The 25138-nt window shown below is 48.5% G+C and carries 17 protein-coding genes; 11 read left to right on the forward strand and 6 right to left on the reverse strand.

Annotated elements, in window-relative coordinates:
• The first annotated feature begins 71 nt into the window (after positions 1–71).
• The gene (locus tag M2134_RS00495; RefSeq protein WP_280749824.1) at positions 72–788 is read left to right on the forward strand and encodes a SprT family zinc-dependent metalloprotease; all 717 of its coding nucleotides are present in this window, start codon (positions 72–74) and stop codon (positions 786–788) included.
• 77 nt (positions 789–865) lie between these two features.
• On the opposite strand, the gene M2134_RS00500 is transcribed toward M2134_RS00495, so the two are convergent.
• The 3 genes from M2134_RS00500 to M2134_RS00510 all read right to left on the reverse strand — a co-directional run bounded on the left by M2134_RS00500 (position 866) and on the right by M2134_RS00510 (position 3180).
• Positions 866–1291 carry an META domain-containing protein gene (locus tag M2134_RS00500; protein WP_280749825.1) on the reverse strand — a complete coding sequence of 142 codons (426 nt, stop codon included), beginning with the start codon at positions 1289–1291 and terminating at the stop codon, positions 866–868.
• A 70-nt stretch (positions 1292–1361) separates the two neighbouring features.
• Positions 1362–1805 (reverse strand): hypothetical protein, encoded by a 444-nt coding sequence (locus M2134_RS00505; RefSeq protein ID WP_280749826.1) that lies wholly within the window; start codon positions 1803–1805, stop codon positions 1362–1364.
• A gap of 1111 nt (positions 1806–2916) precedes the next feature.
• On the reverse strand, positions 2917–3180 hold the full coding sequence (locus M2134_RS00510) for a hypothetical protein (RefSeq protein ID WP_280749441.1): 264 nt from the start codon (positions 3178–3180) through the stop codon (positions 2917–2919).
• A gap of 177 nt (positions 3181–3357) precedes the next feature.
• On the opposite strand from M2134_RS00510, the gene M2134_RS00515 reads away from it, so the two are divergent.
• Positions 3358–5592 (forward strand): S9 family peptidase, encoded by a 2235-nt coding sequence (locus M2134_RS00515; RefSeq protein ID WP_280749442.1) that lies wholly within the window; start codon positions 3358–3360, stop codon positions 5590–5592.
• On the opposite strand, the gene M2134_RS00520 is transcribed toward M2134_RS00515, so the two are convergent.
• Together M2134_RS00520 and M2134_RS00525 are read right to left on the reverse strand one after the other, a co-directional pair.
• On the reverse strand, positions 5593–6471 hold the full coding sequence (locus tag M2134_RS00520; protein ID WP_280749443.1) for a DUF4249 family protein: 879 nt from the start codon (positions 6469–6471) through the stop codon (positions 5593–5595). It lies immediately after the preceding gene.
• Positions 6472–6482: 11 nt separating this feature from the next.
• Positions 6483–8822, reverse strand: coding sequence for a TonB-dependent receptor (locus tag M2134_RS00525; RefSeq protein ID WP_280749444.1), 2340 nt, complete (start codon positions 8820–8822; stop codon positions 6483–6485).
• Positions 8823–9060: 238 nt separating this feature from the next.
• On the opposite strand from M2134_RS00525, the gene M2134_RS00530 reads away from it, so the two are divergent.
• From M2134_RS00530 to M2134_RS00565, 8 genes are all read left to right on the forward strand, one after another.
• Positions 9061–11682 carry a valine--tRNA ligase gene (locus M2134_RS00530; RefSeq protein WP_280749445.1) on the forward strand — a complete coding sequence of 874 codons (2622 nt, stop codon included), beginning with the start codon at positions 9061–9063 and terminating at the stop codon, positions 11680–11682.
• Between the two features lie 126 nt (positions 11683–11808).
• Positions 11809–13707, forward strand: a complete 1899-nt coding sequence (locus tag M2134_RS00535) for an ATP-binding protein (protein WP_280749446.1) — start codon at positions 11809–11811, stop codon at positions 13705–13707.
• 3 nt (positions 13708–13710) lie between these two features.
• On the forward strand, positions 13711–15702 hold the full coding sequence (locus tag M2134_RS00540) for a HAMP domain-containing sensor histidine kinase (protein WP_280749447.1): 1992 nt from the start codon (positions 13711–13713) through the stop codon (positions 15700–15702).
• Positions 15703–15831: 129 nt separating this feature from the next.
• Positions 15832–18180, forward strand: a complete 2349-nt coding sequence (topA, locus tag M2134_RS00545; RefSeq protein ID WP_280749448.1) for a type I DNA topoisomerase — start codon at positions 15832–15834, stop codon at positions 18178–18180.
• A 210-nt stretch (positions 18181–18390) separates the two neighbouring features.
• Entirely contained in the window at positions 18391–18951 is a 561-nt protein-coding gene (locus M2134_RS00550) for a hypothetical protein (RefSeq protein WP_280749449.1), read from the forward strand.
• Complete coding sequence (gene miaA, locus M2134_RS00555; protein ID WP_280749450.1) at positions 18951–19850, forward strand: tRNA (adenosine(37)-N6)-dimethylallyltransferase MiaA; 900 nt, start codon at positions 18951–18953, stop codon at positions 19848–19850. The genes M2134_RS00550 and miaA overlap by 1 nt, the downstream gene beginning before the upstream one ends.
• A 14-nt stretch (positions 19851–19864) precedes the next feature.
• Entirely contained in the window at positions 19865–22060 is a 2196-nt protein-coding gene (locus M2134_RS00560; RefSeq protein WP_280749451.1) for a heavy metal translocating P-type ATPase, read from the forward strand.
• Positions 22061–22068: 8 nt separating this feature from the next.
• Positions 22069–22275, forward strand: coding sequence for a cation transporter (locus tag M2134_RS00565; RefSeq protein WP_280749722.1), 207 nt, complete (start codon positions 22069–22071; stop codon positions 22273–22275).
• Between the two features lie 4 nt (positions 22276–22279).
• Here the strand turns inward: M2134_RS00565 and M2134_RS00570 are convergent, their stop codons facing one another.
• On the reverse strand, positions 22280–23140 hold the full coding sequence (locus M2134_RS00570; protein WP_280749452.1) for an AraC family transcriptional regulator: 861 nt from the start codon (positions 23138–23140) through the stop codon (positions 22280–22282).
• 205 nt (positions 23141–23345) lie between these two features.
• Here M2134_RS00570 and M2134_RS00575 point away from each other — a divergent pair, with 205 nt between their 5' ends.
• Complete coding sequence (locus tag M2134_RS00575; protein WP_280749453.1) at positions 23346–25133, forward strand: L-fucose isomerase; 1788 nt, start codon at positions 23346–23348, stop codon at positions 25131–25133.
• Positions 25134–25138 lie beyond the last annotated feature (5 nt).

A 25138-nucleotide genomic window follows, 5' to 3' on the forward strand; every position in this document is an offset into this window, starting at 1 on the left:
TATATTGTTTATTGATTATTCGAAAACGCGACTGCAAAGATAGTAATAAATAGCGTACTTTTGTCCCACCTATGGCGGAAAAGAAGATAACAGACAGGGATCTGGGAACGATCACTTTGCGGTGGGGAACGCGCTATAAACGCATCACCCTCAAAATAGTCCGGGGCGAACTGATCGGCACCATGCCTTCCTTACGGGATGAGCCACGCATCATGGGCTTTATCGAAGAGAACCGCCTGAAGTTGACCGAAAAACTACAACAGACACCACCTCCCGCGATCATCGACGAAAACACCGACTTGCAAACCGCCTCCTTCCGCCTCTCCATCCTGCGCGAGGAGCGAAAAGACATAGCCCTTGCCCTGCAAAACGGATTACTGACCCTACGCTTTCCGGCGCACATCGACATGGCTCAACCTCCTATCCAGCAGCAGATCCGCGAAATACTCAAAAACATCTTCCGCCGGGAAGCCAAACGCCTCCTGCCTATACGCCTCAGCCTGTTGGCAGGCCAACACGGATTCACCTACAACAACCTCCGCATCACCAGCAGCCACACCCGTTGGGGTAGCTGTTCGTCGGCAAAGAATATCAACCTCTCCCTCTACCTGATGCAACTCCCCTGGCACCTGATTGATTATGTACTCCTGCATGAACTCTGCCATACCCGCGAAATGAACCATAGCCCCCGCTTCTGGGCACTTATGGATAGCGTAACCGACAACAAGGCCAAGGCCTTGAGAGCAGAACTAAAAAAACATTCGATATATTATCCGGCGGAGAGGTGAATAGAAGGCAAGAGAAATTTTCGGATTTATTTCCTTACAGGCAAAAAGTTTTTTTCAAAGACCCAATAGTTACATCTTTATGGTGTAATTCGTTTATAAAGTAAATAGCTATTGTCTTCGTAAAAAAGCTGTAAATCATTGAGTGTACGGATGTATGAATTGGTTTCTAAAAAGCGATCAAAATAGATATATCCATCTCCTTTTTCACCTACTTTTGTTATAAGAATATCAACTATTTTTATGCTTTGACTTTTATATGAAATTTTACCGGAAAAGGAATTTGTTGTTGTTGCTCCGGATATGTCACCATTTTCTTTTATTTCCAGTACATAACAGGACGTACAATCCTGCGGTTCAACAGCTTTGATCTCTGCATTGTTGCGCTCGCCAAAGCCAACACATTGCCAGGTGCCGACAAGATCCTGAGGCATATCATCATCCTTGGAGCAGCCTCCGGAGAGCATGGCAAATAGAAACAACAACAGATAAGATAGATGTCTCATAAGCGATTAATTTAGTTGTTTTGATTATGGACATTAGTTAATAATTGGCCTTTTATATAGCAATTCTTTTTCAGGGTGTAATTCGTTTATAAAGTAAGTAATTGTTATCGGTGTAGAAAAGCTGTAAATCAGAGGATGTAACAGAGTAGGATCTTACATCATAAAGGCATTTCAGATATAAGTTCCCATCTCCTGGTCTCAACATATCATCAGGAGTATAGTCCCCGGGGATTTTAATTGTTTTCTTTTTCCCGTTTATCGAAAATGACCTTTCTATTGTCAAATTAGAAGAAGTGCAACTACCTGAGAAGTCTCCATTTTCCTTTATAACAAGCATGTAACAGGACGTACAGTCCTGCGGTTCAATAGCTTTGATCTCTGCATTGTTGCGCTCACCAAAGCCAACACATTGCCAGGTGCCGACAAGTTCCTGGGGCATATCATCATCCTTGGAGCAGCCTCCGGAGAGCATGGCAAATAGAAAAAATAACAACAGATAAGATAGATGTCTCATAAGCGATTAGTTTAGTTGTTTTGATTATGGACATTAGTTAATAAGCAGCCTTACATACGGCTGATTTTGCGAATATATAAATATAACTATATAATAACAAATTTTCAGACATAATAAATTTGAAAAAATAATAAGAAGCTGCTTTTGAATTTTATAAAATAATTTATCATTGTCTATTATTGGGATTCTTCGGCCTTCTTTTCCGCTTATTCGCGCTTTTAAGAGAGTGGGTATTAATTGATATATATCCCCACCTTCCCATCTTACTAAAACTGATGCTGCATTTCCCCTGCGAGGCTTGCATTAAAGAATGAAAAAAAACTTCAATTCTTCCAATATGTGAAGAGTCCCACAGAGCGCTGCAAGCGCGATTCAACCCAGCCCATGGGTGACCGTAGGGAACCCTGGGTATCAGTATGCGACAACAATGGAGTTCTGAAAGAACGACTGTATATATACAAATACTCAATAGTCACTCCTTCAGAGTTCCATTTAGTGTAACCTAAACGACCCAGGGTTCCCTACGGTCACCCATGGGCTGGGTTGAATCGCGCTTGCAGCGCTCCCTGGGAATCAAATCGGAGGGAATGGGAAGATTTTAGAAAGCCCGAAAGGGCTTCAACTTGGATAACCCCGTGCAAACCGTAGGTGCAGCTCGGGGCTGAAGTAATGTCTATATAATGAGCTCCGTAGGAGGTCAACTGTTGAGCCCCTACGGAGCTGTTTTTATTATACTCTCGTCCCCCGAGCTGCGCCTGACGGCTTGCACGGGGTTATCCACATCTAAGTCCTTCCGGACTTCAGCATATTCCAATCTTACAAAATTGGAAGATTTTCTTTATATGACTGAAGGTCACAGCGGGCCTGGAAGGCCGAGTCCCAGCGGGACGAAGACTTAGCCCACGGGTAAGCAGGCCAGAGGTCTGCGCCACCCTGGGTATCATGAAAATACAAGAAGTTGAGTTCTGAAGGAACGATAGATAGTATGATAGGATATATGCTGATAGCGGAGGCTGTAATAGTGGATTTTTCTTTCGTTCTTACAGAACTCATTTTTACATGTCCATAGAGTCCCAGGGTGGCGCAGGCCTTCAGCCTGCTTACCCGTGGGCTAAGTCTTCGTCCCGCTGGGACTCGGCCTTCCAGGCCCGCTGTGGCCTTCAGCCATGAATATATATCCCAATTCCTTCAAATCTTCAATTTTTACAATATTTGAAGACACCCCTTTCTCCTTTCTCCTTTCTCCTTTCTCCCTTCTCCTTCTCCCTCCAAGTATTCCAAAATCCGAAGATTCCCAATTTGTCATTTTGTCAAAATCGCGGGAGTATTTTTCCGAAAACGTAGGGGTTTTTAAAATTACCCGCAGGAGTAACACTTTTTAACGTATCATATTGTAAAGCAAAACGGGGTTTTTGCTTACATTTTGCATTTTAGCATTCCTGTAAAAAATGGAACTAACGAACGTATCCCTACGCCTATCTGTGTGGATTATTTTTTCACTATATTTGAGCCATTATTATTCGTTTGTTTAATTAGATTGACAAAAAACACCATGAAACAGATTTTTATCTTTACGCTGACACTATTTCTATGCCTCCACGGCACAGCCGCGACTGCGCAAAATCCATTACGTTTCGACGATGTCTTCTCAGGCCGGCTAATACAGACCGAAGGAAGCGGAACAATTAACTGGCTAAAAGACGGCGAGCGCTACAGCCGCTTGGAATACAATGCCGAAACAGGAGGTATGGACGTGGTGGCCTACCGAGCCAAAGACAACAAACGGGAGCTGTTGATTCCCTCCTCGCTCTTTATCAATAAGGCAACCGGAAAGCCCCTACCGATACGCAGTATCACTTGGAGCGACGACAATCAGAAAGTATTGATCTACAATAATACCCAACGGGTATGGCGCTATGACACACGGGGTGACTACTGGGTGCTCAATCTGACCGACAACAAGTTGCAACAGATCGGCAAGGGCTTGCCGGAGTCTTCCCTGATGTTTGCCAAATTCTCGCCCGACGCTACCCGCGTAGCCTATGTATCGAAAAACAATATTTATGTGGAAGAGCTGGCCTCGGAAACAATTACTCAACTCACCTTCGACGGCAATGAGACAATTGTTAATGGCACCTTCGATTGGGTCTACGAAGAAGAGTTCAGCTGTCGAGACGGCTTCCGGTGGAGTCCTGACGGAAAGCAGATCGCCTACTGGCAAAGCGATACGGAAGGAACGGGCGTATTCGACATTATCAACAACGTCGATCAGCTCTACCCCACCATCCTACATTTCCCCTATCCGAAAGCAGGCACGGCCAATTCGGCGGTGAAGGTCGGCTTTATCGCGGCAACGGGGGGGAAGACTACCTGGATCGATATACCGGGTGATCCACGCAATAACTACCTGCCACGCATGGAATTTATCCCGGAAAGCAACGAACTATTTATCCAGCAGCTCAACCGTCCACAGAACACCAATACTGTCTGGATCGTTGATCTGAACAATCCGACTCCGCAAAATATCTTTACCGACCGGGATGATGCCTGGCTGGATACCAATGATAATATCCAATGGTTGCAAAACAATACATACTTCACCTGGGAAAGTGAGCGAAGTGGTTGGCGCCACCTCTATCGGGTGAGCCGTGACGGAAAAGAGATCCTGCCGATCACCCAAGGGGAGTTCGACTATATTTCACCCGTAGGCATGGATAAACAAAAGGGGCTGGTCTATTTCATGGCTTCACCCGATAACTTCACACAGCGTTATCTCTATTCGGCTCGTCTGATGGGCAAAGGAGAAGTGCAACGGCTTTCACCCATCGACCAAGCGGGACAGCACCGTTACACCATGTCGCCCACCGGCAAATGGGCGGTACATACTTTCCATAATGCGGTGACACCGCCCGTTATCTCCATGGTCTCTTTCCCGAAACACCAGACGGCACGTGTGATTGTAGACAACCAAAAGGGCAAAGAGCAATACGACGCCCTGGGATTGCGCCCGAAAGAGTTTCTGAAAGTGCGCTCGGGTGACCTCCTGTTGGATGCCTGGATAATCAAACCAATCCACTTCGATGCAACAAAGAAATACCCTGTTATTATCGATGTATATGGCGAGCCCGCCAGTGCCACCGTACAGGACGCTTGGGGAGGTGGAGACCTCTGGCACCAATACCTTGCCAACCTGGGATACCTGATTGTCAGTATCGAAAACCGGGGTGCCAATACGCCGCGCGGAAGAGAATGGCGCAAATGTATCTATGGCGAGGTAGGTACTTTTGCCTCCGAGGATCAATGCCGGGGTATTATGGACATGGTGCGACAGTTCTCCTACATCGACCCATCGCGAATCGGCATTACCGGATGGAGTGGAGGCGGCAGCCAAACACTCAACTGTATGTTCCGCTACCCGGATGTGTTCCTCACAGGCATCGCGGTTGCTTTTGTTGCCGACCAACGCCTTTACGACACTATTTATCAAGAGCGCTATATGAATACGCCACAGGCTAATCCGGAAGGCTACCGCAAAGGCTCTCCCATTACGTATGTAGAAGGGTTACAGGGGAATCTATTGTTGATCCACGGAACAGGTGATGACAATGTGCATTACCAGAATTGCGAACTATTGGTCAATAAACTAATCGAACACGAAAAGGTATTCTCCCAGATAAGTTACCCCATGCGTAGCCATAGCATCAGCGAAGGGAAAGGCACTACCCGCCACCTACGCAAAAGTATGGAGAAATATTGGCTCGATTACCTGCCGGCAGGCGGACGATAACTATTCATATGCCCGCGTCACTGTCGACCGGGCATAGGCGGCAAAAAAGCCCGACACAGGCACCTGCCCGGGGTTATACAGCGATCTAAAATTGGTTTCGACATTAGCCGGAGGACCTCCAAAGAACGGGATGGATCCTTCGGCTTCGCTTTGCGCATGAGAGAGGAAGTCGGCGTAGTCCTTGTTGATTACATCCACCGTCAATTCAATCACATCACCCGGTTGCACCAATGTCTCTTCATTTTTCTGGTTCAAATAGAAGCAGGAGACGCCATCGAACTCCTTCTTGCCGAGGTGTTCATCGCTGATAATAAAATAGCCATCCAGGGAGTCGTTGATTAAACGGCCGTTGCGCGAAGCATGCAGACTGAAATAATTCTCTTCATTATCAGGCAACAGACCATAGAGCTTGATCTCTATCATATCATTGATCAGGGTAACTTTCCGGAAAGCGATCGAATCAAGTTGCGCAGCATATGGCAGATAAGAGGAGGCCTCAAACTCTTCTGTCTCGCCATCACCATCAAAGTCTACCGCTACATGCAGGCGATACGCCTGCCCCTCTATTCCTTTGCGGGCAGTATCCATCAGGTAGGTGCCCGGCTCGGTCAATAATTCATACAGTTCGATCGATTTATCTCCGCTATGAAGCGTCACAACGGCACCTGATACACCTCGGGGAGGCGTCGTCTCAAAATAGCCTGTTGAACGGGTCAAGCGGATAGAGTGCCGCTTTACTTCGTTGGAATAGGTACCATAGATAATCAATCGTTCCGGGGCATTATCAGTATCAATGTCGATTGTTTCCTTGCAAGCATACAGAGATACAACAAGAAAAAGGATCCAACAGAGAGGTAATATGTGACGTATTCTATTCATCTTATGATCGGTTAAAAGGTAAAGTTCCAGGTAATGGAGGGTACAACAGAGAAGAGGTAGATCATTTCCGCATAGGTCATATCGGGGCGCTCGGCATCTTGCCGGAAACGTATCGCCCAGGCGTTCTTTCGTCCATACGCGTTATAGAGGGAGATATTCAATTCATGCCGCAAACGAGCACCGGGCTTGGAGAGTTGCCAGGTGGCCGATAGATCCATCCGGTGGTAATCAGGATAGCGATATTCATTACGTCCCGAATAGATCGGTATATAAGTGCCTTCGATCTGGAAACGCCCTGTCGGATAGGTCACCGGCGTACCGCTGGCATATACCCAGTTGGCCGAGATATTCCATTTGGGAGAAAGTTCATAACTGGCGACAACAGAAACCGTATGTGGTTTGTCGTAAGGGGAGCGATACCACAATCCATCATTGATATCGCTTATCTGCCTACGGCTTTTAGAAAGGGTATAACTCACCCAACCGGTCAATGGCCCTTCGTTTTTGCGAACCATCAATTCCAAACCAGCCGCATACCCCCGACCGAAACGAACCTCCTGTTCCAGGTTTTCGTTGGCGATCAGTTGCGCATGGTCTTTGAAATCGATCACCTGACGCAGGTTTTTATAATAGAGCTCCGCCGATGCTTCGTATTGATTACCCATAAAGTTGCGGAAATACCCCAAGGCCCATTGGTCGCATATCTGCGGACGGATATTGTGGGATGTCTGAAACCAGATATCCAAAGGCGATCCGGCTGTTGAGTTGGAAGCCAACTGGATATACTGTACAGTACGCGAATAGCTGGCCTTTACGGAGTGTTCATCGTTGAAAAGGTAGGCAACTCCCAGGCGCGGTTCGAGATGTCCCTGGTTGTGATAGAAGGTGCCGCGGTCATAGGTCTTGCTGTAAGCTACCTTATAGTCTGTCAACCAGTCGAGCTCCTCTCCGTTGGCTATGTTCTGGAAGAGCGAATAGCGCAGCCCATACTTTAGTTTCAAGTGGTCGGCAATGGTCGATTCGGCAGAGAGGTAGAGCCCATGTTCCAGTGCATACTCGCGGGGCATGCCAAAACGTGCGATGATCGATTCCTCAGTCATTCCGCCACCTTCTCCGGGCATGAAGTTATGATAGAGCAGGTTGTAACCGAATTTCAGCTGATGGTTGGTATGAAGTTGATAGGCGAAGTCCGCTTTCAGCCCCCAGTCCTGCATCTGCGATTTCCATTCCTGATTGATTTGAGTATCGATATCCATCAACATGGCGTAGTCATACACACTGGCCAATAGCGAGAAGTTAGAAAAAAGGCGGGGCGAGAAAAGATGATTCCAGCGGGCAGTTAGGGTTTTGTTAGCAAAATCCATGCCTGCAAATTCATTCCCAAAATGATCCTTGCCCAGGTAACCGGAAAGGAAGATACGGTTGTTATCATCGATCCTATAGTTTAATTTGGCATTCATATCATAGAAATAAAGGCTCGACTTACGCAAATCTTCATTATTAGACAACTTCAGAAAGAGATCGGCATAGGTGCGCCGCGCCGAGACAAGGAAAGAGGCATTCTCATTGACGACCGGCCCTTCTAACGTCAGGCGACTGGAGATCAACCCAATCCCTCCAGTGGCTGCGAAACGCTGCGTGTTGCCCTCTTTCGACCGGATATCCAACAGAGAAGAGAGCCGCCCCCCAAAGCTGGCGGGGATATCGCCTTTATAGAGTGTCACATCTTTGATGGCATCGTTATTAAACACCGAGAAGAAACCCATCAGATGGGAAGCATTATAGACCGTAGCCTCGTCTAAAAGGATCAGGTTCTGATCATGCCCACCACCACGGACACTGAAACCGGAGGTACCTTCGGCAGCCGCCTGGACACCCGGCAGCAACTGGATCGCTTTGATCACATCGATCTCACCCATCAGGGCGGGAATACGCTTGATCTCTTTGACAGTCAATCGCTCCGTGCTCATCTCCACCTTGCTCACATGCGCATTCTGCCCCTCGGCGGAGACCACCACCTCCGAGAGCTGGTTCACGCCGGGCGTTAGGCGAACCGTCAAACGCTGATCCTCACCCAGAAGGATCTCTACCTCCTTGGTTTCATAGCCCAGGTAGGAGAAGACCAGGGTGTATTCGCCGGTTGGTAGTGGCAAGGCATAATGACCGTAGGCGTTGGTTACCGTCCCTAAACGGGTGCCCTTCACCATCACTCCTGCCCCGATCAGATCTTCACCACTCGATGCATCCGTCACACGCCCACTGATAGTGAAGCGCTGCTCTTGTGCCTCTGAGGGTAAGACAAAAAGGGAAAAAGCAAACAGGAGAAGGAACAGACGGTTTATTAAAATCATGCTTATTATAGTTGAAATCGATCGAATAGCCTATTTCCGGCAAAGATAACAGTAAGATCAAAATGTAAGCCAAAAAAGCCATGCGCTTTTGCCTCGGCTTCCTCATATTTCCAAATGAATCAATAGAATAGTAAAGGAAGTTGTTTTTTTTTATACATTTGTGCTCTTTTTGGGTAGGCAGGCAAAATGCCTATACCTGTTTGATAAATAAAGTATAAGATACATCGTATTAAGTAGTATGGAAATCGCAAGTAAGTACAATCCCGCGGAAGTGGAAGGAAAATGGTATCAGTATTGGTTAGACAATCAATTATTCAAGTCGGAACCCGATGAGCGGGAACCTTATACAATCGTCATTCCTCCGCCAAACGTCACCGGGGTGCTTCACATGGGGCATATGCTTAACAATACGATTCAGGATATTCTGGTGCGCCGCGCCCGTATGCAGGGAAAGAATGCCTGCTGGGTACCGGGTACCGACCATGCCTCTATCGCCACGGAAGCCAAAGTAGTAGGCAAACTGGCGGAGAAGGGTATCAGCAAAAACGACCTTACACGCGAAGCCTTCCTGGAACATGCCTGGGAGTGGAAAGAAGAGCACGGGGGCATTATCCTGCAGCAGTTACGCCGCTTGGGTGCTTCCTGTGACTGGGATCGCACCGCCTTTACGATGGACGAGATCCGTTCAGAAAGCGTGATTAAGGTGTTTACCGATCTGTACAATAAAGGATTGATTTACCGTGGCATCCGCATGGTAAACTGGGATCCGCAGGCATTGACTGCCGTTTCCGACGAAGAGGTGATCTACAAAGAAGAGCATAGCAAACTATACTATCTGCGTTACAAGATAGAAGGCGAAGGAGATGCACATATCGTGATCGCCACCACCCGCCCGGAGACGATCCTGGGTGATACGGCCGTATGCGTGAACCCGAACGACCCGCGTTATACTTCTCTGAAGGGGAAACGGGTGATTGTGCCGCTGGTGAACCGCTCCATTCCGGTGATCATGGACGATTATGTGGATATGGAATTCGGTACCGGAGGACTGAAAGTGACTCCGGCGCATGATGTGAACGACTATGTGTTGGGCGAGAAATATAACCTGCCGTCGATCGATATATTCAACGACAACGGAACCATCAACGAAGCCGGTGAATTATACATCGGTATGGATCGTTTTGATGTGCGAAAGCAAATCACACTCGACCTGGAGGCAGCCGGACTGCTGGAAAAGGTAGAAGATTACGACAATAAGGTGGGCTATTCGGAACGTACCCATGTGCCGATCGAACCGAAACTATCGATGCAGTGGTTCCTGAAAATGGAGGAGATGGCCAAGCCGGCTCTGGAGGTGGTGATGAATGATGAGTTGAAATTCTATCCGCCCAAGTTTAAGAACACCTACCGCCACTGGATGGAAAACATAAAGGATTGGTGTATCAGCCGCCAATTGTGGTGGGGACACCGAATCCCGGCCTACTACCTGCCGGAAGGCGGATTTGTTGTGGCCGAAACAGCCGAGAAAGCCTTACAACTGGCACGGGAGAAGAGCGGCAACGCAGCCCTGCAATTGACGGATCTGCGTCAGGATGAAGACTGCCTGGACACCTGGTTCTCTTCCTGGCTATGGCCGATCTCGCTTTTCGACGGTATCAACAATCCCGGAAACGAGGAGATGAAGTATTATTATCCGACCAACGACCTGGTGACCGGCCCGGATATTATCTTTTTCTGGGTGGCACGTATGATCATGTCGGGATACGAATATGAAAAGGAGATGCCGTTCCGCAATGTCTATTTCACCGGTCTGGTGCGCGACAAGCAGGGACGTAAGATGTCGAAATCGCTTGGTAACTCACCCGACCCGCTGGGTTTGATCGATACCTACGGAGCCGATGGCGTTCGTATGGGCTTGATGCTGACGGCTCCGGCAGGAAACGATATCCCCTTCGACGAATCACTTTGCGAACAGGGACGTAATTTCAATAATAAGATATGGAATGCTTTCCGCTTGGTAAAAGGCTGGAAAGTGGACGAGACGATCGCTCAGCCCGAGGCGGCGGCGTCGGCGGTGAAATGGTTTGAGATGCAGCTCGACAAGACGGCTGCCGAGATGGATGACCTATTAGATAAATATCGCCTGAGCGAAGCGCTGATGACGGTCTATAAACTCTTCTGGGATGAGTTCTCGGCCTGGTACCTGGAAATGGTAAAACCGGGATTCGAACAGCCAATCGACAAAGCGACCTACGAAGCGACCCTTTCGTTCTTTGACTCATTGCTTCGCCTGTTGCATCCGTTTATGCCGTTTATCACCGAAGAGCTCTGGCAGGCACTTGCTCCACGCCATGCGGGAGAGAGCATTATGATGGCTATTATGCCAAAGGGAGGCGAAACAGACGACAACTACCTGGCGGCCTTCGAAGCCGTAAAAGAGATTGTCAGCGGGGTGCGTACGATCCGTTTGCAAAAGAATATACCAAACAAGGAAACGCTGGAGCTGCAGATACTGGGCAATCACAACGAGGCACTTGACCCGGTGATCAGCAAGATGTGTAACCTGTCGGCCATCAACAAAGCAGCAGAAAAGGCTGCCGGAGCGGTTTCGTTCCTCGTTGGAACGACCGAATATGCTGTTCCGCTGGGCAACCTGATGAATGTGGAAGAAGAGTTGGCGAAGCTGAACGAAGAGCTTACCTATCAGGAAGGATTCCTTGCTTCGGTCATAAAAAAACTAAGCAATGAAAATTTTGTTAGTAAAGCGCCAGCCAATGTAATTGAAACGGAGCGAAAAAAACAGGCCGATGCAGAAAGCAAAATTCAATCGTTAAAAGATAGCATTGCTGCATTAAGCTAATAAATATTTGTATATTTGTCCATTATGAGGTTCTGTATTTCTATATTACTTCTTCTCTTGAGTGTGTCAAGTGCATTTGCCCAGCAAACTGCTTTTGCGGATAGTGTGGAAAATATTGTGCAGAACATGCCAGAGAATGAGCGTATCCCCTATCTACAGGGAGAGTTGGAGAAATACGGACTGACTCCCGCCCGATTGGTGTATGCCCGCTTGCTTTACCCTGAGGCATTACGTCAGCACAACGAAGAGGCAGAAGCGGATGCGATCTATTTCATGTCGCGCCATTTTTACGGAACCAATGTTGACAGCGCGATGTATTGGATCGAAAAAGCGGAGCCTCTGTTCGTCAAACTCGAACGCCTGGAGGATATCTGCCGGATGAAAGCATGGGCCATCTACCTGTTGAATAAGGGAGGGCGTTTTGAAGAAGTACTGCCAGCGGTAGAAGCGCTAAGAACATTCAGCGACAAAGTAGGATTCCCTCAAGGCCGGGAGATGGCAGATCAGGCAATGGCCGATTTCTATTTTTCCAACAATCTGCAGGAAGATGCCGAACGACTCTACCTAAGCGTGATCGATCGGATGGAAAAACGAAACGCCCCACCAGTCAAGCGTTATTATATCATACGGCAACTGATCACCCGAATGAGTAATCTGCAGAGAAAGGTCGATTACTTAGCCAAAGCGGAAGAGCTATTAGAAGATAGCCGGAAACGGGGAGAGACAGAACTCGACTCGGAGAATCCGCTGCATTCGCTGGAATATGTAATCTACCGAACCTATGCGCACACCTATGTGCAATTGAGGGAATACCCACTGGCATGGACCTATCTTCAGAAAGCCGATTCGATAGGCACACTTCATCACCTGCCCTATAAAGAGAGCGAGCTGGAGCAGATCTATTACCAGTATTATTATTTTACGGGCGATTACCAAAAAGGGATCGAATATGTCAACCAGTCAATCCACAATGCGCAAACCAAAGGTCATTTGGATCTTCTCGTACAAGAACTGACGCATAAGGCGGATATGCTCAATGAGTTGGGACGCTCGAAAGAGGCTTACGAAACGGTCATACAGCTTACGAACCTGAAAGATTCGTTAGACAGACAGTCTTTTCATGAAACGCTCGCGAATGTGCGTACGGAATATGAGGTAGAACGGCTGGAGTTAGAAAAAGAGCGCATGGAAGCCAAAGCGAAGCAGTCGCATCAGCGCATGATGTTCTTAGTGTTAGGATGTCTCGTATTGTTTATTGTGATCCTGGGGCTGATCTACCTGATACGAATCATCAAGCGAAACCAGGCAGAACTGAAGATTGCCAAGGAAAAAGCGGAGGAGTCGGATCAATTGAAATCGGCCTTTTTGGCTAATATGAATCATGAGATTCGTACGCCGCTGAATTCCATTGTTGGTTTCTCCCAGGTATTGATCGAAGAGGAAGAGAAAGAGACCCGGAAGGAGTTTGCCCAGATCATCCAGCATAACAACGAATTGTTGCAGCGGCTGATTGCCGATGTATTGGATATATCGAAGATTGAGTCCAACTCGATGTCGTTGATCTATTACCCGCAGGAATTACCGGGGCTGATGAAAGAGGTGTATGACATGATCCGGATGCGGATAGAGCAGACCCGAACGAAAGTAAATTTCGCTTTGGATCCCTGCGAAGCATGCACCATAGACACAGACAGGAACCGCTTGATTCAGATACTGACGAATCTGTTGACAAACGCTATGAAGCATACTCCGGAGGGTGGTTCTATTCGTTTTGGCTATGAATTATTAGGAAAAAATGTTCGCTTTTATGTGGAAGATACCGGTGAGGGAATTCCGGAAGAAGAACAGAGTAGTATTTTTGATCGCTTTGTCCAGTTGACCAATGGGAAGAGAGGAGTCGGATTGGGCTTAGCCATATGTAAAGGGCTGGTAACTAAAATGGCCGGATCAATTTGGGTTCACTCCAAGGAGGGAGAAGGATCGACCTTCTATGTAGAGGTGCCTCAGAAAAGGCCTCAAACTTAATAGATGAAAAAAAGACAAGGTATCCCGGTAATAGTATTTTGTCTGCTATTGCTTTCTTTCATACCTATCCAAGGACAAAACCCGGCAACGGTTGATAGTCTGAAACAACAGCTCGAATCGGTACCCGATTCGGAGCGTTTAGCCTATCTGAATGACCGCTTAGACGAAAACATCGTCAACACCAATCGCCAGATCTATGCCTATTGGCTCGAAGAAGAGGCACTAAAACAGAAAAATGAAACTTACCTGGCCAATGCCCTGTTTGGACTGGTGAAACATTTCTATGGGGTCAGCCAGGACAGTATGCGTAACAGATCGCAACAGCTCTATCCATTGTTATTGAAACAGCAGCGTTATGATGAATTTTTCCGTATTAAGGCATGGGATGTCTACATGAGTAATCGACGAGGCAATAAAGAAGAAGCATTGGCTGTTATCGAAGAGTTGCGAACATTGAGCAAGGAATATGATTTTCCGGAAGGGATAGAGATTGCCGATCAGGCACTGGCCGATTTCTATTTCGCGAACGATATGAATGATGAGGCAGAACAACTCTATGTAGAGGTTATGCGACGTATGGAGGCAAGAAATGCCCCTCCGGTGAAGATATTCAACATTTACCGCCAGTTATTCAACCGCCCTCCTACGTCCGAGAAACGGATTGTCTACTTGCGGGAAGGGATCGAATTTCTCGAGAATTGCAAAAAGCAAGGACTTACCCATTTGGATAAGGAAAACAGTATTCTTGAGCAGGAATATGTGATCCATCGGTTTTTAGCCCGTGAGTATATTGCCGCAAAACAGTTAGAGAATGCCTGGGAGCAAATACAGCAAGCACAGAAGATTGCTGACATGGAGAATTTGCAACGAGCCAAATCAGAATTTAACAGCATCTACGCGCTTTATTATCTGCAAAAAGGCGAATACGAAAATGCTATGCCCTATATTCTGAGCTTAGAAAAAAACAATCGATCCAGAGGATACAACCAACAGCTTTACAATGCGCTATCTTTTAAATCAAAAGCATTGGAACAGCTTGGTCGCTTAGATGAATCACTACAAGTATCTCGCGAGATGCTCGTATTAAAAGACTCGATAAACCGCCAGGAGTTCAATACGACACTGGCAGGTATCCGAACAAAAAACGAGGTGGAACGTCTGGAACTGGAAAGCCAACAAATGGAGGCGAAAGCGAAACAGGCCCGTCAGATGACGACTATCTTATTGCTCGGATGCACGCTTCTACTCCTGATCATATTTGTATTGATCAAGATGATGCATACACTTCGTCGTAGACGTGAGCAACTACGCGTCGCTAAAGAGAAAGCGGAAGAGGCGGATGCCTTGAAATCGACCTTCCTGGCCAATATGAATCATGAGATCCGGACACCGCTGAACGCGATCGTCGGCTTCTCGCAAATACTGATTGAAGAGGAAGACAAGGAGGCACGGGAAGAGTTTGCCGGTATTATTCAAAGCAATAACGAGCTATTACAACGCCTGATCAGTGACGTACTGGATATCTCTAAAATCGAGTCGGACTCGATGTCGCTGGTCTATTCCATGCAAGATATTCCTACTTTAATGAAAGATGTATATAATATGCTTTCATTCCGGGTGCCTGAAAATGTATCGTTTGTCCTTTCACCATGCGAAGCATTGACGTTGAATACGGATCGTAACCGCCTGATACAAGTATTGACTAACCTACTGACCAATGCCATCAAGCATACGCCACAGGGCTCTATTCGTTTCGGCTATGAGATACAAGAGAAGAATGTACGCTTCTACGTAGAAGACACCGGCGAAGGGATTCCGGAGAACCAACTGGAGAGTATTTTCGGGCGGTTCACCCAATTGCAGAACGGCCAGAAAGGGGTCGGACTTGGCTTGGCTATCTGTAAAGGGCTGGTCACCAAAATGAATGGAGAGATCTGGGCTACCTCTCAATTAGGAGTTGGTTCTACCTTCTATGTTTTACTTCCGATACCATAATTTCCTCTCCAAGGAAACGGGTAGTCAAATCTTATACATTATTAAAAAAAGCGGTTTTTTACAGTCGTGTGCCTCTTGGCGTGAATTATTTGCGTATGTTTGCACTCGATTTCAAAAAATTTGAGTAAAATGAATAAAAACCTGGTTATTGTAGAATCACCAGCAAAGGCAAAGACCATTGAAAAATTCCTTGGTAAAGACTTTAAGGTACTCTCAAGCTATGGGCATATCCGTGACCTAAAAGCAAAAGAAATAAGTATTGATTTTGAACACAACTACAAACCCGAATACGTTATTCCCACGGATAAAAAGAAACTGGTAACCGAACTGAAAAAAGAGGCAAAGAAGTCTGAAGTTGTCTGGCTTGCTTCCGATGAGGACCGCGAAGGGGAGGCCATCTCATGGCATCTGAGCGAGGCGCTCGAATTGGATCCGGCAAAGACAAAACGAATCGTTTTTCACGAAATCACCAAAAATGCCATCTTGCATGCGATTGAGACACCGCGCGAGATCAATATCGACTTAGTGAATGCGCAACAGGCACGTCGCGTACTCGATCGTATCGTAGGGTTTGAGCTTTCGCCGATCCTTTGGAAGAAGGTGAAACCGGCGTTGTCTGCCGGACGTGTGCAGTCGGTAGCTGTTCGTTTGATCGTAGAGCGCGAACGCGATATCAACGCGTTTGTATCGGAAGCATCCTACCGGGTGATCGCCACGTTTGTGTTGCCCGACGGCACCACACTATTGAAGGCAGAGCTCAACAAACGATTGAAAGACAAAAAAGAGGTATTGGCCTTCCTGGAATCATGCCGGAACGCCGCCTTCTCCATAGAAGATATTACACGTAAACCGGTACGGAAATCGCCGGCACCACCGTTTACCACCTCCACCTTGCAACAGGAGGCGGCACGCAAGCTGGGCTTTTCTGTTTCGCAAACGATGACGCTGGCACAACGACTGTATGAGTCCGGATTCATCACCTATATGCGTACCGACTCGGTCAACCTGAGCAACCTGGCGCTGGGTGCGGCAAAAGAGGCTATCATAGAAGAATACGGCGAGAAATACTATAAGTTCCGCCAATACAATACAAAAACCAAAGGAGCACAAGAGGCACACGAAGCGATCCGTCCCACCTATCTTTCTCAGACGGAGATCAGCGGCAGTGCCCAGGAAAAGCGCTTGTACGACATGATCCGCAAACGCACGATCGCTTCTCAGATGGCTGACGCGGAGTTGGAACGTACGACCATCACCGTGGCCATCAGCAACAACAAAAAAGAGAAATTCGCTGCTACCGGCGAAGTGATCACCTTCGACGGCTTCTTGCAGGTTTACCTGGAGAGCAACGACGAGGAGGGTGAAAACGAACAGGACAACGGTTTGTTGCCGGCAGTAAACCTGAACGATGTGCTTTTGGCCAAAGATATTGTAGCGACCGAACGCTTCACACAGCGTCCGCCCCGCTATACGGAGGCCAGCCTGGTGCGCCGTTTGGAAGAGCTGGGCATCGGACGCCCCTCTACCTACGCACCGACTATTCAGACGGTGCAAAACCGCGAGTATGTTGTGAAGGGCGATAAGGAGGGCATCAACCGCGATTACGAAATCATATCGTTGGAAAACGACAAGATAAGCGAGGTAACCAAGACAGAAAAGGTAGGGTTTGATCGCAACAAACTGATGCCGACCGACATTGGCACGGTGGTGAATGATTTTCTGTTGGAATACTTCCCCGACATCTTAGACTATAACTTCACCGCAAGCGTAGAGAAAGAGTTCGACACGATTGCCGATGGGGAACTGGAATGGACGAAAGCCATTGATAAGTTCTATAAGTTCTTCCACCCGAAAGTGGACGAGGTAAAAGCCATCCGTACGGAGCACAAAGTTGGCGAACGCCAATTGGGCATTGACCCCAAAAGCGGAAATCCTGTGTTCGTGAAGATCGGACGTTATGGTCCCATCGCACAGATCGGCCAGGCTAACCCCGACGACAAAGAGGCACCGAAACCGCAATTTGCCTCTCTGATGAAGGGACAATCCATTGAAACCATCACACTGGAAGAGGCGCTGAAGCTTTTCGACCTGCCACGCACTGTCGGGGAGTACAACGGTCAAGAGGTGGTGGCAGCCGTGGGGCGCTTCGGACCATTTATTCGTCACGACGGTAAATTTGTCTCTATCCCGAAAACATTGAATCCATTGTCGATCACGCTCGAAGAATCGATCGCCCTAATCGAAGAGAAGCAACAGAAAGAGGCACAGCGATTCATCAAGAAGTTCGAGGAAGAGCCGGAGTTGGAAATACTGAATGGTCGCTTTGGCCCCTATATCGCCTATAAAGGTAAGAACTATAAGATCCCGCGCAAAGGCACCAAACCAGAGGACTTAACCTTGGAAGAGGTGCGCCAGATCATAGAAGAGGCTGATAAAAACCCGAAACCGGCCAAAAAAACAACAAAGAAACGCGGATAGGCTTACGTCCATCCATCCTATTTATAAAGCCCTTAAAGAATCAATGTCTTTAAGGGCTTTCTGCTTTATAAATATCATATTTCCGCAGTTGTTTCATCAGATATTTTTTTCTACTTTTGTCGAATATAGGATGTGTTTCGGCATCGCCCAAGCGTGTTTGATTTTACATTCATTTTTCACTACATTTGAAGAACCTAAACAGTTACAAATATGATATTCAGATTTCTTATCTTATCAGATGAAGTCGATGACTTCAAACGCGAGATCCGCATCGATGCTGAAGCCACTTTCTTAGAGTTGCATGATATCTTGCTCGACTCCGTCGGATACAGCCGTGACCAGATCACCTCCTTCTTTATTTGCGACGACGACTGGAGTAAGAAAATGGAAGTGACCCGTGTAGAAATGGACACCTCTTCTGAAGTCGATAACTACATTATGGAGGAAACACTGCTCGAAGATTTGTTGGAAGACGAGCACCAGAAGCTTCTGTTTGTATTTGACTATATGACCGAGCGCGCCTTCTTTATGGAGCTGCGCGAGATCATTCCCGGACAAGATCTCTCCGAACCGATCGTCAGCAAATCCATCGGCATAGCGCCTCCCCAACTGATGGCCTTTGATGAAATCGACACCAAGACGATTGTCACCGGCAGCGTAGGTGAGGAGTTCTACGGAGACTCCGAATACGACATGGACGAGCTTGACGGAGCCGGATTTGAAGGACTGGACAGTATCAGTGACGAGATGTTCAGCGACGAGAGCTTCTGATGAAAACACTTCTTGTGTTGTTGGGACCGACCGGTGTGGGGAAGACCGAGCTGAGTCTGCGCCTGGCCGAGAAGTATCAAACTGCTATTATCTCTTCCGATTCCCGCCAGGTTTATAAAGAATTACCGATAGGAACGGCTGCTCCTACTCCGGAGCAAACAGCCCGTGTGCCCCATTATATGGTAGGCATGCTCTCTCTGACCGATTATTTCAGTGCCAGCCTCTTCGAGGAGCGTGTTCTTTCGCTATTGGAAGAGTTGTTCACACAACAAGAGGTAGTCGTGATGACAGGTGGCTCTATGATGTATATCGATGCCGTGTGTCGGGGCATCGATGAGATACCAACCGTTCTTCCCGAGATTCGGGAGGCCCTCTATGCGCAATACGAGCGTGAAGGGCTGCAACCGATCCTCGAAGAACTACAACAAAGGGATCCGCAACACTACGAAGAGGTCGACCGCCACAACTACAAACGGGTCATCCATGCCGTTGAGATATGCCGACAAACCGGACTCCCCTACTCCACTTTTCGTACAAAGAGCCATAAAGAGCGACCCTTCCGGATCATTAAAATCGGACTAACTCGGGAGCGCGATGAATTATGCACGCGTATCAACCAACGCGTCGACCAAATGATGAAAGATGGATTGCTCGAAGAGGCACGCGCCGTCTACCCCTATCGCCACCTGAACTCATTGAACACCGTAGGCTACAAAGAACTATTCCAATACTTCGATGGCACCTGGTCGCTCGATCTGGCCGTCGAAAAGATCAAACGCAACAGCCGGGTCTATGCCCGAAAGCAGATGACCTGGTTCAAGCGCGATCCGGAAATCACCTGGTTTCATCCCGATAACGAAGGCGAGATCCTAACCTATTTGGAAGGAATCACCTTATAAAACTGGCAAATCAAATGAAAACGTTAGACACCAAAACACTTCCTGTACTGGAGATGAGCTGCGCGGTTTGTGCAACCAATGTGGAGCAAACCGTTCAACATATGCCGGGGGTCGTAGAAGCGGCGGTTAATTTCGCGGCAGGCACCCTGACGGTCACCTACCAACCTGACCTATTATCACCGGAGGATATACGCGATGCCGTGCAAAAAGCGGGATATGATCTGATCATTGAAGAGGAGGATCCTGTCGGGAAACAGGAGGAGATGTCGCGCCTGCGCTACGAACAGGCCAAGCGACGCACGATCGGTGCCTGGATTCTGGCACTTCCATTGGCTGTTCTCGGCATGTTTTTTATGCATGCACCCTACGCCAATTGGGTGATGATGGGGTTGGCTCTTGCGATTATGATTGCCTTCGGCCGTCATTTCTATACCAACGGCTTCCGGCATGCCATCCGGGGAAAAGCCAATATGGACACGTTAGTGGCGCTGAGCACGACGATTGCTTTCCTTTTCAGCCTGTTCAATACACTCTATCCCTCCTTTTGGACATCGAGAGGCATCGAACCGCATGTCTATTACGAGGCATCCGGGGTGATTATCGCCTTCGTCTTGCTCGGAAAATTATTGGAAGAGCGGGCGCGCCACAGCACCTCGTCGGCCATCCGCGGCCTGATGGGGCTACAGCCTAAAACAGCCCGTCGTGTATGGGAGGGGGAAGAGACAGAGGTGCCGATCGCTGTATTGAAAGCCGGCGACCTCGTTGCCGTCAGACCGGGCGAGCGTATTCCCGTCGACGGGATCGTTACACACGGCCATTCATTTATCGACGAAAGTATGCTGAGCGGCGAATCCTTGCCGGTCGAAAAACAAACCGGCGACAAAGCCATGGCGGGAACGATCAACCAACAGGGAGCCTTCACGATGGAAGCAACCGGTGTGGGCAACGCGACCGTGTTGGCGCAGATCGTACAGATGGTGCAACAGGCACAGGGAAGCAAAGCGCCTGTGCAACGCATCGTGGATAAGATAAGCGCCATCTTCGTGCCGTCTGTGATCGGATTATCGTTAGTGACCTTTATTATTTGGATCATATGGGGAGGCGACAATGCCTTCTCCTACGGGTTGCTCTCGGCGGTGTCCGTCCTGGTGATTGCCTGTCCCTGTGCTTTGGGACTGGCTACCCCCACCGCCTTGATGGTGGGCGTGGGCAAAGCGGCGGGAAAACATATCCTGATAAAGGATGCTTTCGCGTTGGAAAACCTATGCCAAATAGACACCATCGTATTGGATAAAACAGGTACATTGACAGAAGGCAAACCGGAGGTGATCAACGCCTGTTGGATTGGGGAAGAGAGCCCCAAACTTCGAAATATCTTATATACGGCGGAGATGCACTCGGAGCATCCATTGGCTTCGGCTCTCCTGCGCTGGCTGGAGAAAGAGGGAGCCAAAGCGGTCGTTTCCGACCGTTTCCAGAGCCTGACCGGGCAGGGGATCACCCTTGATCTGGGAACTGATACCTACTGGGTAGGCAGCTATCGCCTATTGCCGGAGAAGGCATCCGTGCCGGAGGTGGTTTCGCAATGGGAGGCCGAGGGGAAAACGATTATTTACTTTGGAAAGGCCGGGCAGTTATTGGCTGTTTTTTCCATTGCGGATCCGATCAAACCCACCTCGTTTCCGGCGATACAGGCCTTGCGCAATCACGGTATAGAAACGCATCTATTGACGGGCGACAGCAACCGCACCGCGGTGTATGTAGCAAAGGCCACCGGCATACCGCACCACAAAGGGCAGGCATTGCCTGATGAGAAAGATCAATACATCCGCAGCCTGCAGGAAAAAGGGCGAAAGGTGGCGATGGTTGGCGACGGGATTAACGATTCGCAGGCATTGGCACGTGCAGATGTGAGCATCGCCATGGGCAAAGGAACAGACATCGCCATGGATGTGGCTATGGTGACCCTGTTGACCTCCGACCTTTTGTTGTTGCCCGAAGCGATCCGTATCTCCCGGCAAACGGTCAAACTGATCCGGCAGAACCTGTTCTGGGCCTTTATCTATAACCTGATCGGCATTCCGATCGCTGCCGGGCTGCTCTATCCCTTCTTCGGGATTCTGTTGAACCCGATGCTGGCAAGCGCGGCGATGGCATTCAGTTCCGTTTCTGTGGTACTGAACAGTTTGCGACTTAAATTCATGAAATAATTAAAACAATCTTTATTATGCAATTCAAAACAAACGCGAAATGCGGTGGTTGTGTAGCCGCAATCCGTACCAAACTAAACGAAGTGGTGCCTGAAACCGAGTGGTCGATCGACCTGAACTCACCGGATAAAACACTGACCGTCGAAGGCGACTATCCGGCGGAAGCGATCATCGCGGCAGTCAAAGCGGCGGGATTCAAAGCGGAACAGCTATAACATTTTATTGTCCGTACAGACGCTCGCAGTACTGCGTGGGCGTAAACCGGGTGATCTGCTTAAACACCCGGTTGAAATAGGAGATATTGTCGAAGGAGAGACGATAGGCGATGTCTTTGACCGGCACGTTTTCAACCAATAGCATCAACTGGGCACGCTCTATCTTCTTCTGGTTGATATAGGCAATAGGCGTACAATCCATCTCTTTTTTGAACAAACGGATAAAGTGATCGTCCGACAGATGGCAGATCGCCGCCAACTGACTGATACGAAGAGGCTGGTCGATATGTTTGCGAATATGGCGCAATACGTTGGCAATCCGCTTATCATTTACTTCGGTTTTCGGTGTGGCGTAGCGCAGAAAACGGGAAAGCAGTTGGGCAAGGATGCCTCTTGTCTCCAAGGCTGCGTATTCTGCCTGTTGAGCTTCAGTCGCTATATTCCGTAACAAGGTAGGCTGGTTGTCATAGAGTCCCGGGTCATATTGCAACAATTCCCTATCCGGATTGATCTCCAACAAACGATTTATCAATGAAAAATCCAACGGATTAGCCGGGATCTCCACCGGGAAATGACACTCTTCCAACAGATGCCTGGGCGAAGAGGGCGTCTCATAGATATGTATATAGAAATGAGAAAACAGGCCGTCGCAGGCATAGCTATGCAACGTGAAAGGCGGAATCAGGTAGAGCGAGCCCGGCCGAAGCGTCTGTATCCCCTGCGGAAGGTCAACACGGGCGCATCCTTCCATCACATAATACAACCGGGCAAAGGGACTGTTTATTCCCTTCCAGTTCCAGTCGCCATCGTGAGACGACCGACCGATATTCAATAGAATAAGCTGCAAATTATCTGTTTCGCGCATATCAAATAAAGAAAACGTACAGACAAAAATACAGGATTATATCGAAATAGTGTTATTGTTTGTCGGTATTCTATAAAGAAAAGGTGCTGATAATCTTTATATTTGCAGAATACAGGATGCGCCTTGGCCATTCAAGCAAGCTTGATGGCGCTCGGCTATCCCTTATATCAGACATATCATATTAACACATAAAATAGATTATACCATGAACACAAACAGATGGAAAGGCGATTGGCCTAAGATCGGCATCCGCCCGACAATTGACGGCCGCATGGGCGGCGTTCGCGAATCATTGGAAGAACAAACCATGAATATGGCAAAAAGCGTGGTTGAACTAATCTCGTCCACGCTGAAATACCCGGACGGGACTCCGGTGCAATGCGTCATTGCCGACTCGACCATCGGACGTGTAGCCGAAAGTGCTGCCTGCACCGATCAATTCAAAAAAGAGAATGTAGCCGTTACCATTAGCGTCACTCCTTGCTGGTGTTACGGCAGTGAAACGATGGATATGGATCCGCACACCATCAAAGCCGTTTGGGGATTCAACGGAACAGAGCGCCCGGGAGCGGTCTATCTGGCGGCCGTGCTGGCGGCTCATGCACAGAAAGGGTTGCCGGCATTCGGTATCTATGGCCACGATGTGCAGGATATGGGTACGACAGAGATACCGGCTGATGTCACCGAAAAGCTGTTGCGCTTCTCACGCGCTGCCATGGCGGTCGCTATTATGCGTGGGAAATCATATCTTTCCATTGGTGCCGTTTGTATGGGTATTGCCGGTTCAATCGTCAACCCCGACTTCTTCGAAGAGTATCTGGGTATGCGTTGCGAAGGCATCGACGAGGTGGAAATCATTCGCCGCATGACATTAGGTATCTATGACAAAGAAGAATTCGAAAAGGCGTTGGCCTGGGCAAAAGCTAACTGTAAGGAGGGTGCAGACACCTGCAACCGTTCCGACTTGCAAAAGAGCCGCGAAGAGAAAGACCAGGATTGGGAATTCATTGTAAAAATGACCTTGATTGTGCGCGACCTGATGATTGGCAACCCGAAACTCAAAGAGATGGGATTCGGAGAAGAGTCGTTAGGGCACAATGCACTGGCAGCAGGATTCCAGGGACAACGCCAATGGACCGACTTCTATCCGAACGGCGACTTTACCGAAGCCATCATGAACTCATCGTTCGACTGGACGGGCGTGCGCCAACCGTTCGTATTGGCTACCGAAAACGACGCGTTGAACGGAACTGCCATGTTGTTCAGTTATCTATTGACCAATACAGCGCAGATCTTTGCCGACGTACGCACCTACTGGAGTCCCGACGCGGTCGAACGGGTTACGGGCAAGAAGCTGGAAGGACGTGCCGCAAACGGTATTATCCACCTGATCAACTCGGGTGCTGCTTCCCTCGACGGATCAGCTCGTCAGAGCGATGCGGAAGGCAATCCGGCGATGAAACCCTTCTGGGAGATCAATAACGAGGAGGCACAGGCCTGTTTAGACGCAACAACCTGGGTGCCTGCCAACCGTGAATACTTCCGGGGAGGAGGCTTTTCGTCTAAATTTCTGACACGTGAAGGCATGCCCTGCACCATGGTTCGCCTCAATCTGGTGAAAGGACTGGGTCCGGTCTTGCAGATTGCCGAAGGATGGACGGTAGAACTCGATCCGGATGCACACAAAATACTGGACGACCGCACCGACAAAGGCTGGCCGACTACCTGGTTTGCGCCGCGCCTGACAGAGAAAGATGCCTTCAAGGATGTGTACTCCGTGATGAACAACTGGGGAGCCAACCATGGAGCGATCAGCTACGGACATGTGGGTGCCGACCTGATTACGCTGGCTTCTATGTTGCGTATTCCTGTCTGCATGCACAATGTAGACGAGAAAGATATCTTCCGTCCGGCGGCATGGAATGCCTTCGGTATGGATAAAGAGGGGGCAGATTATCGCGCTTGTCAGACTTACGGACCGCTTTATAAATAAGCCTT

This window comes from Parabacteroides sp. PM6-13 (assembly GCF_029892605.1).
Classification (GTDB): Bacteria; Bacteroidota; Bacteroidia; order Bacteroidales; family Tannerellaceae; genus QVMG01.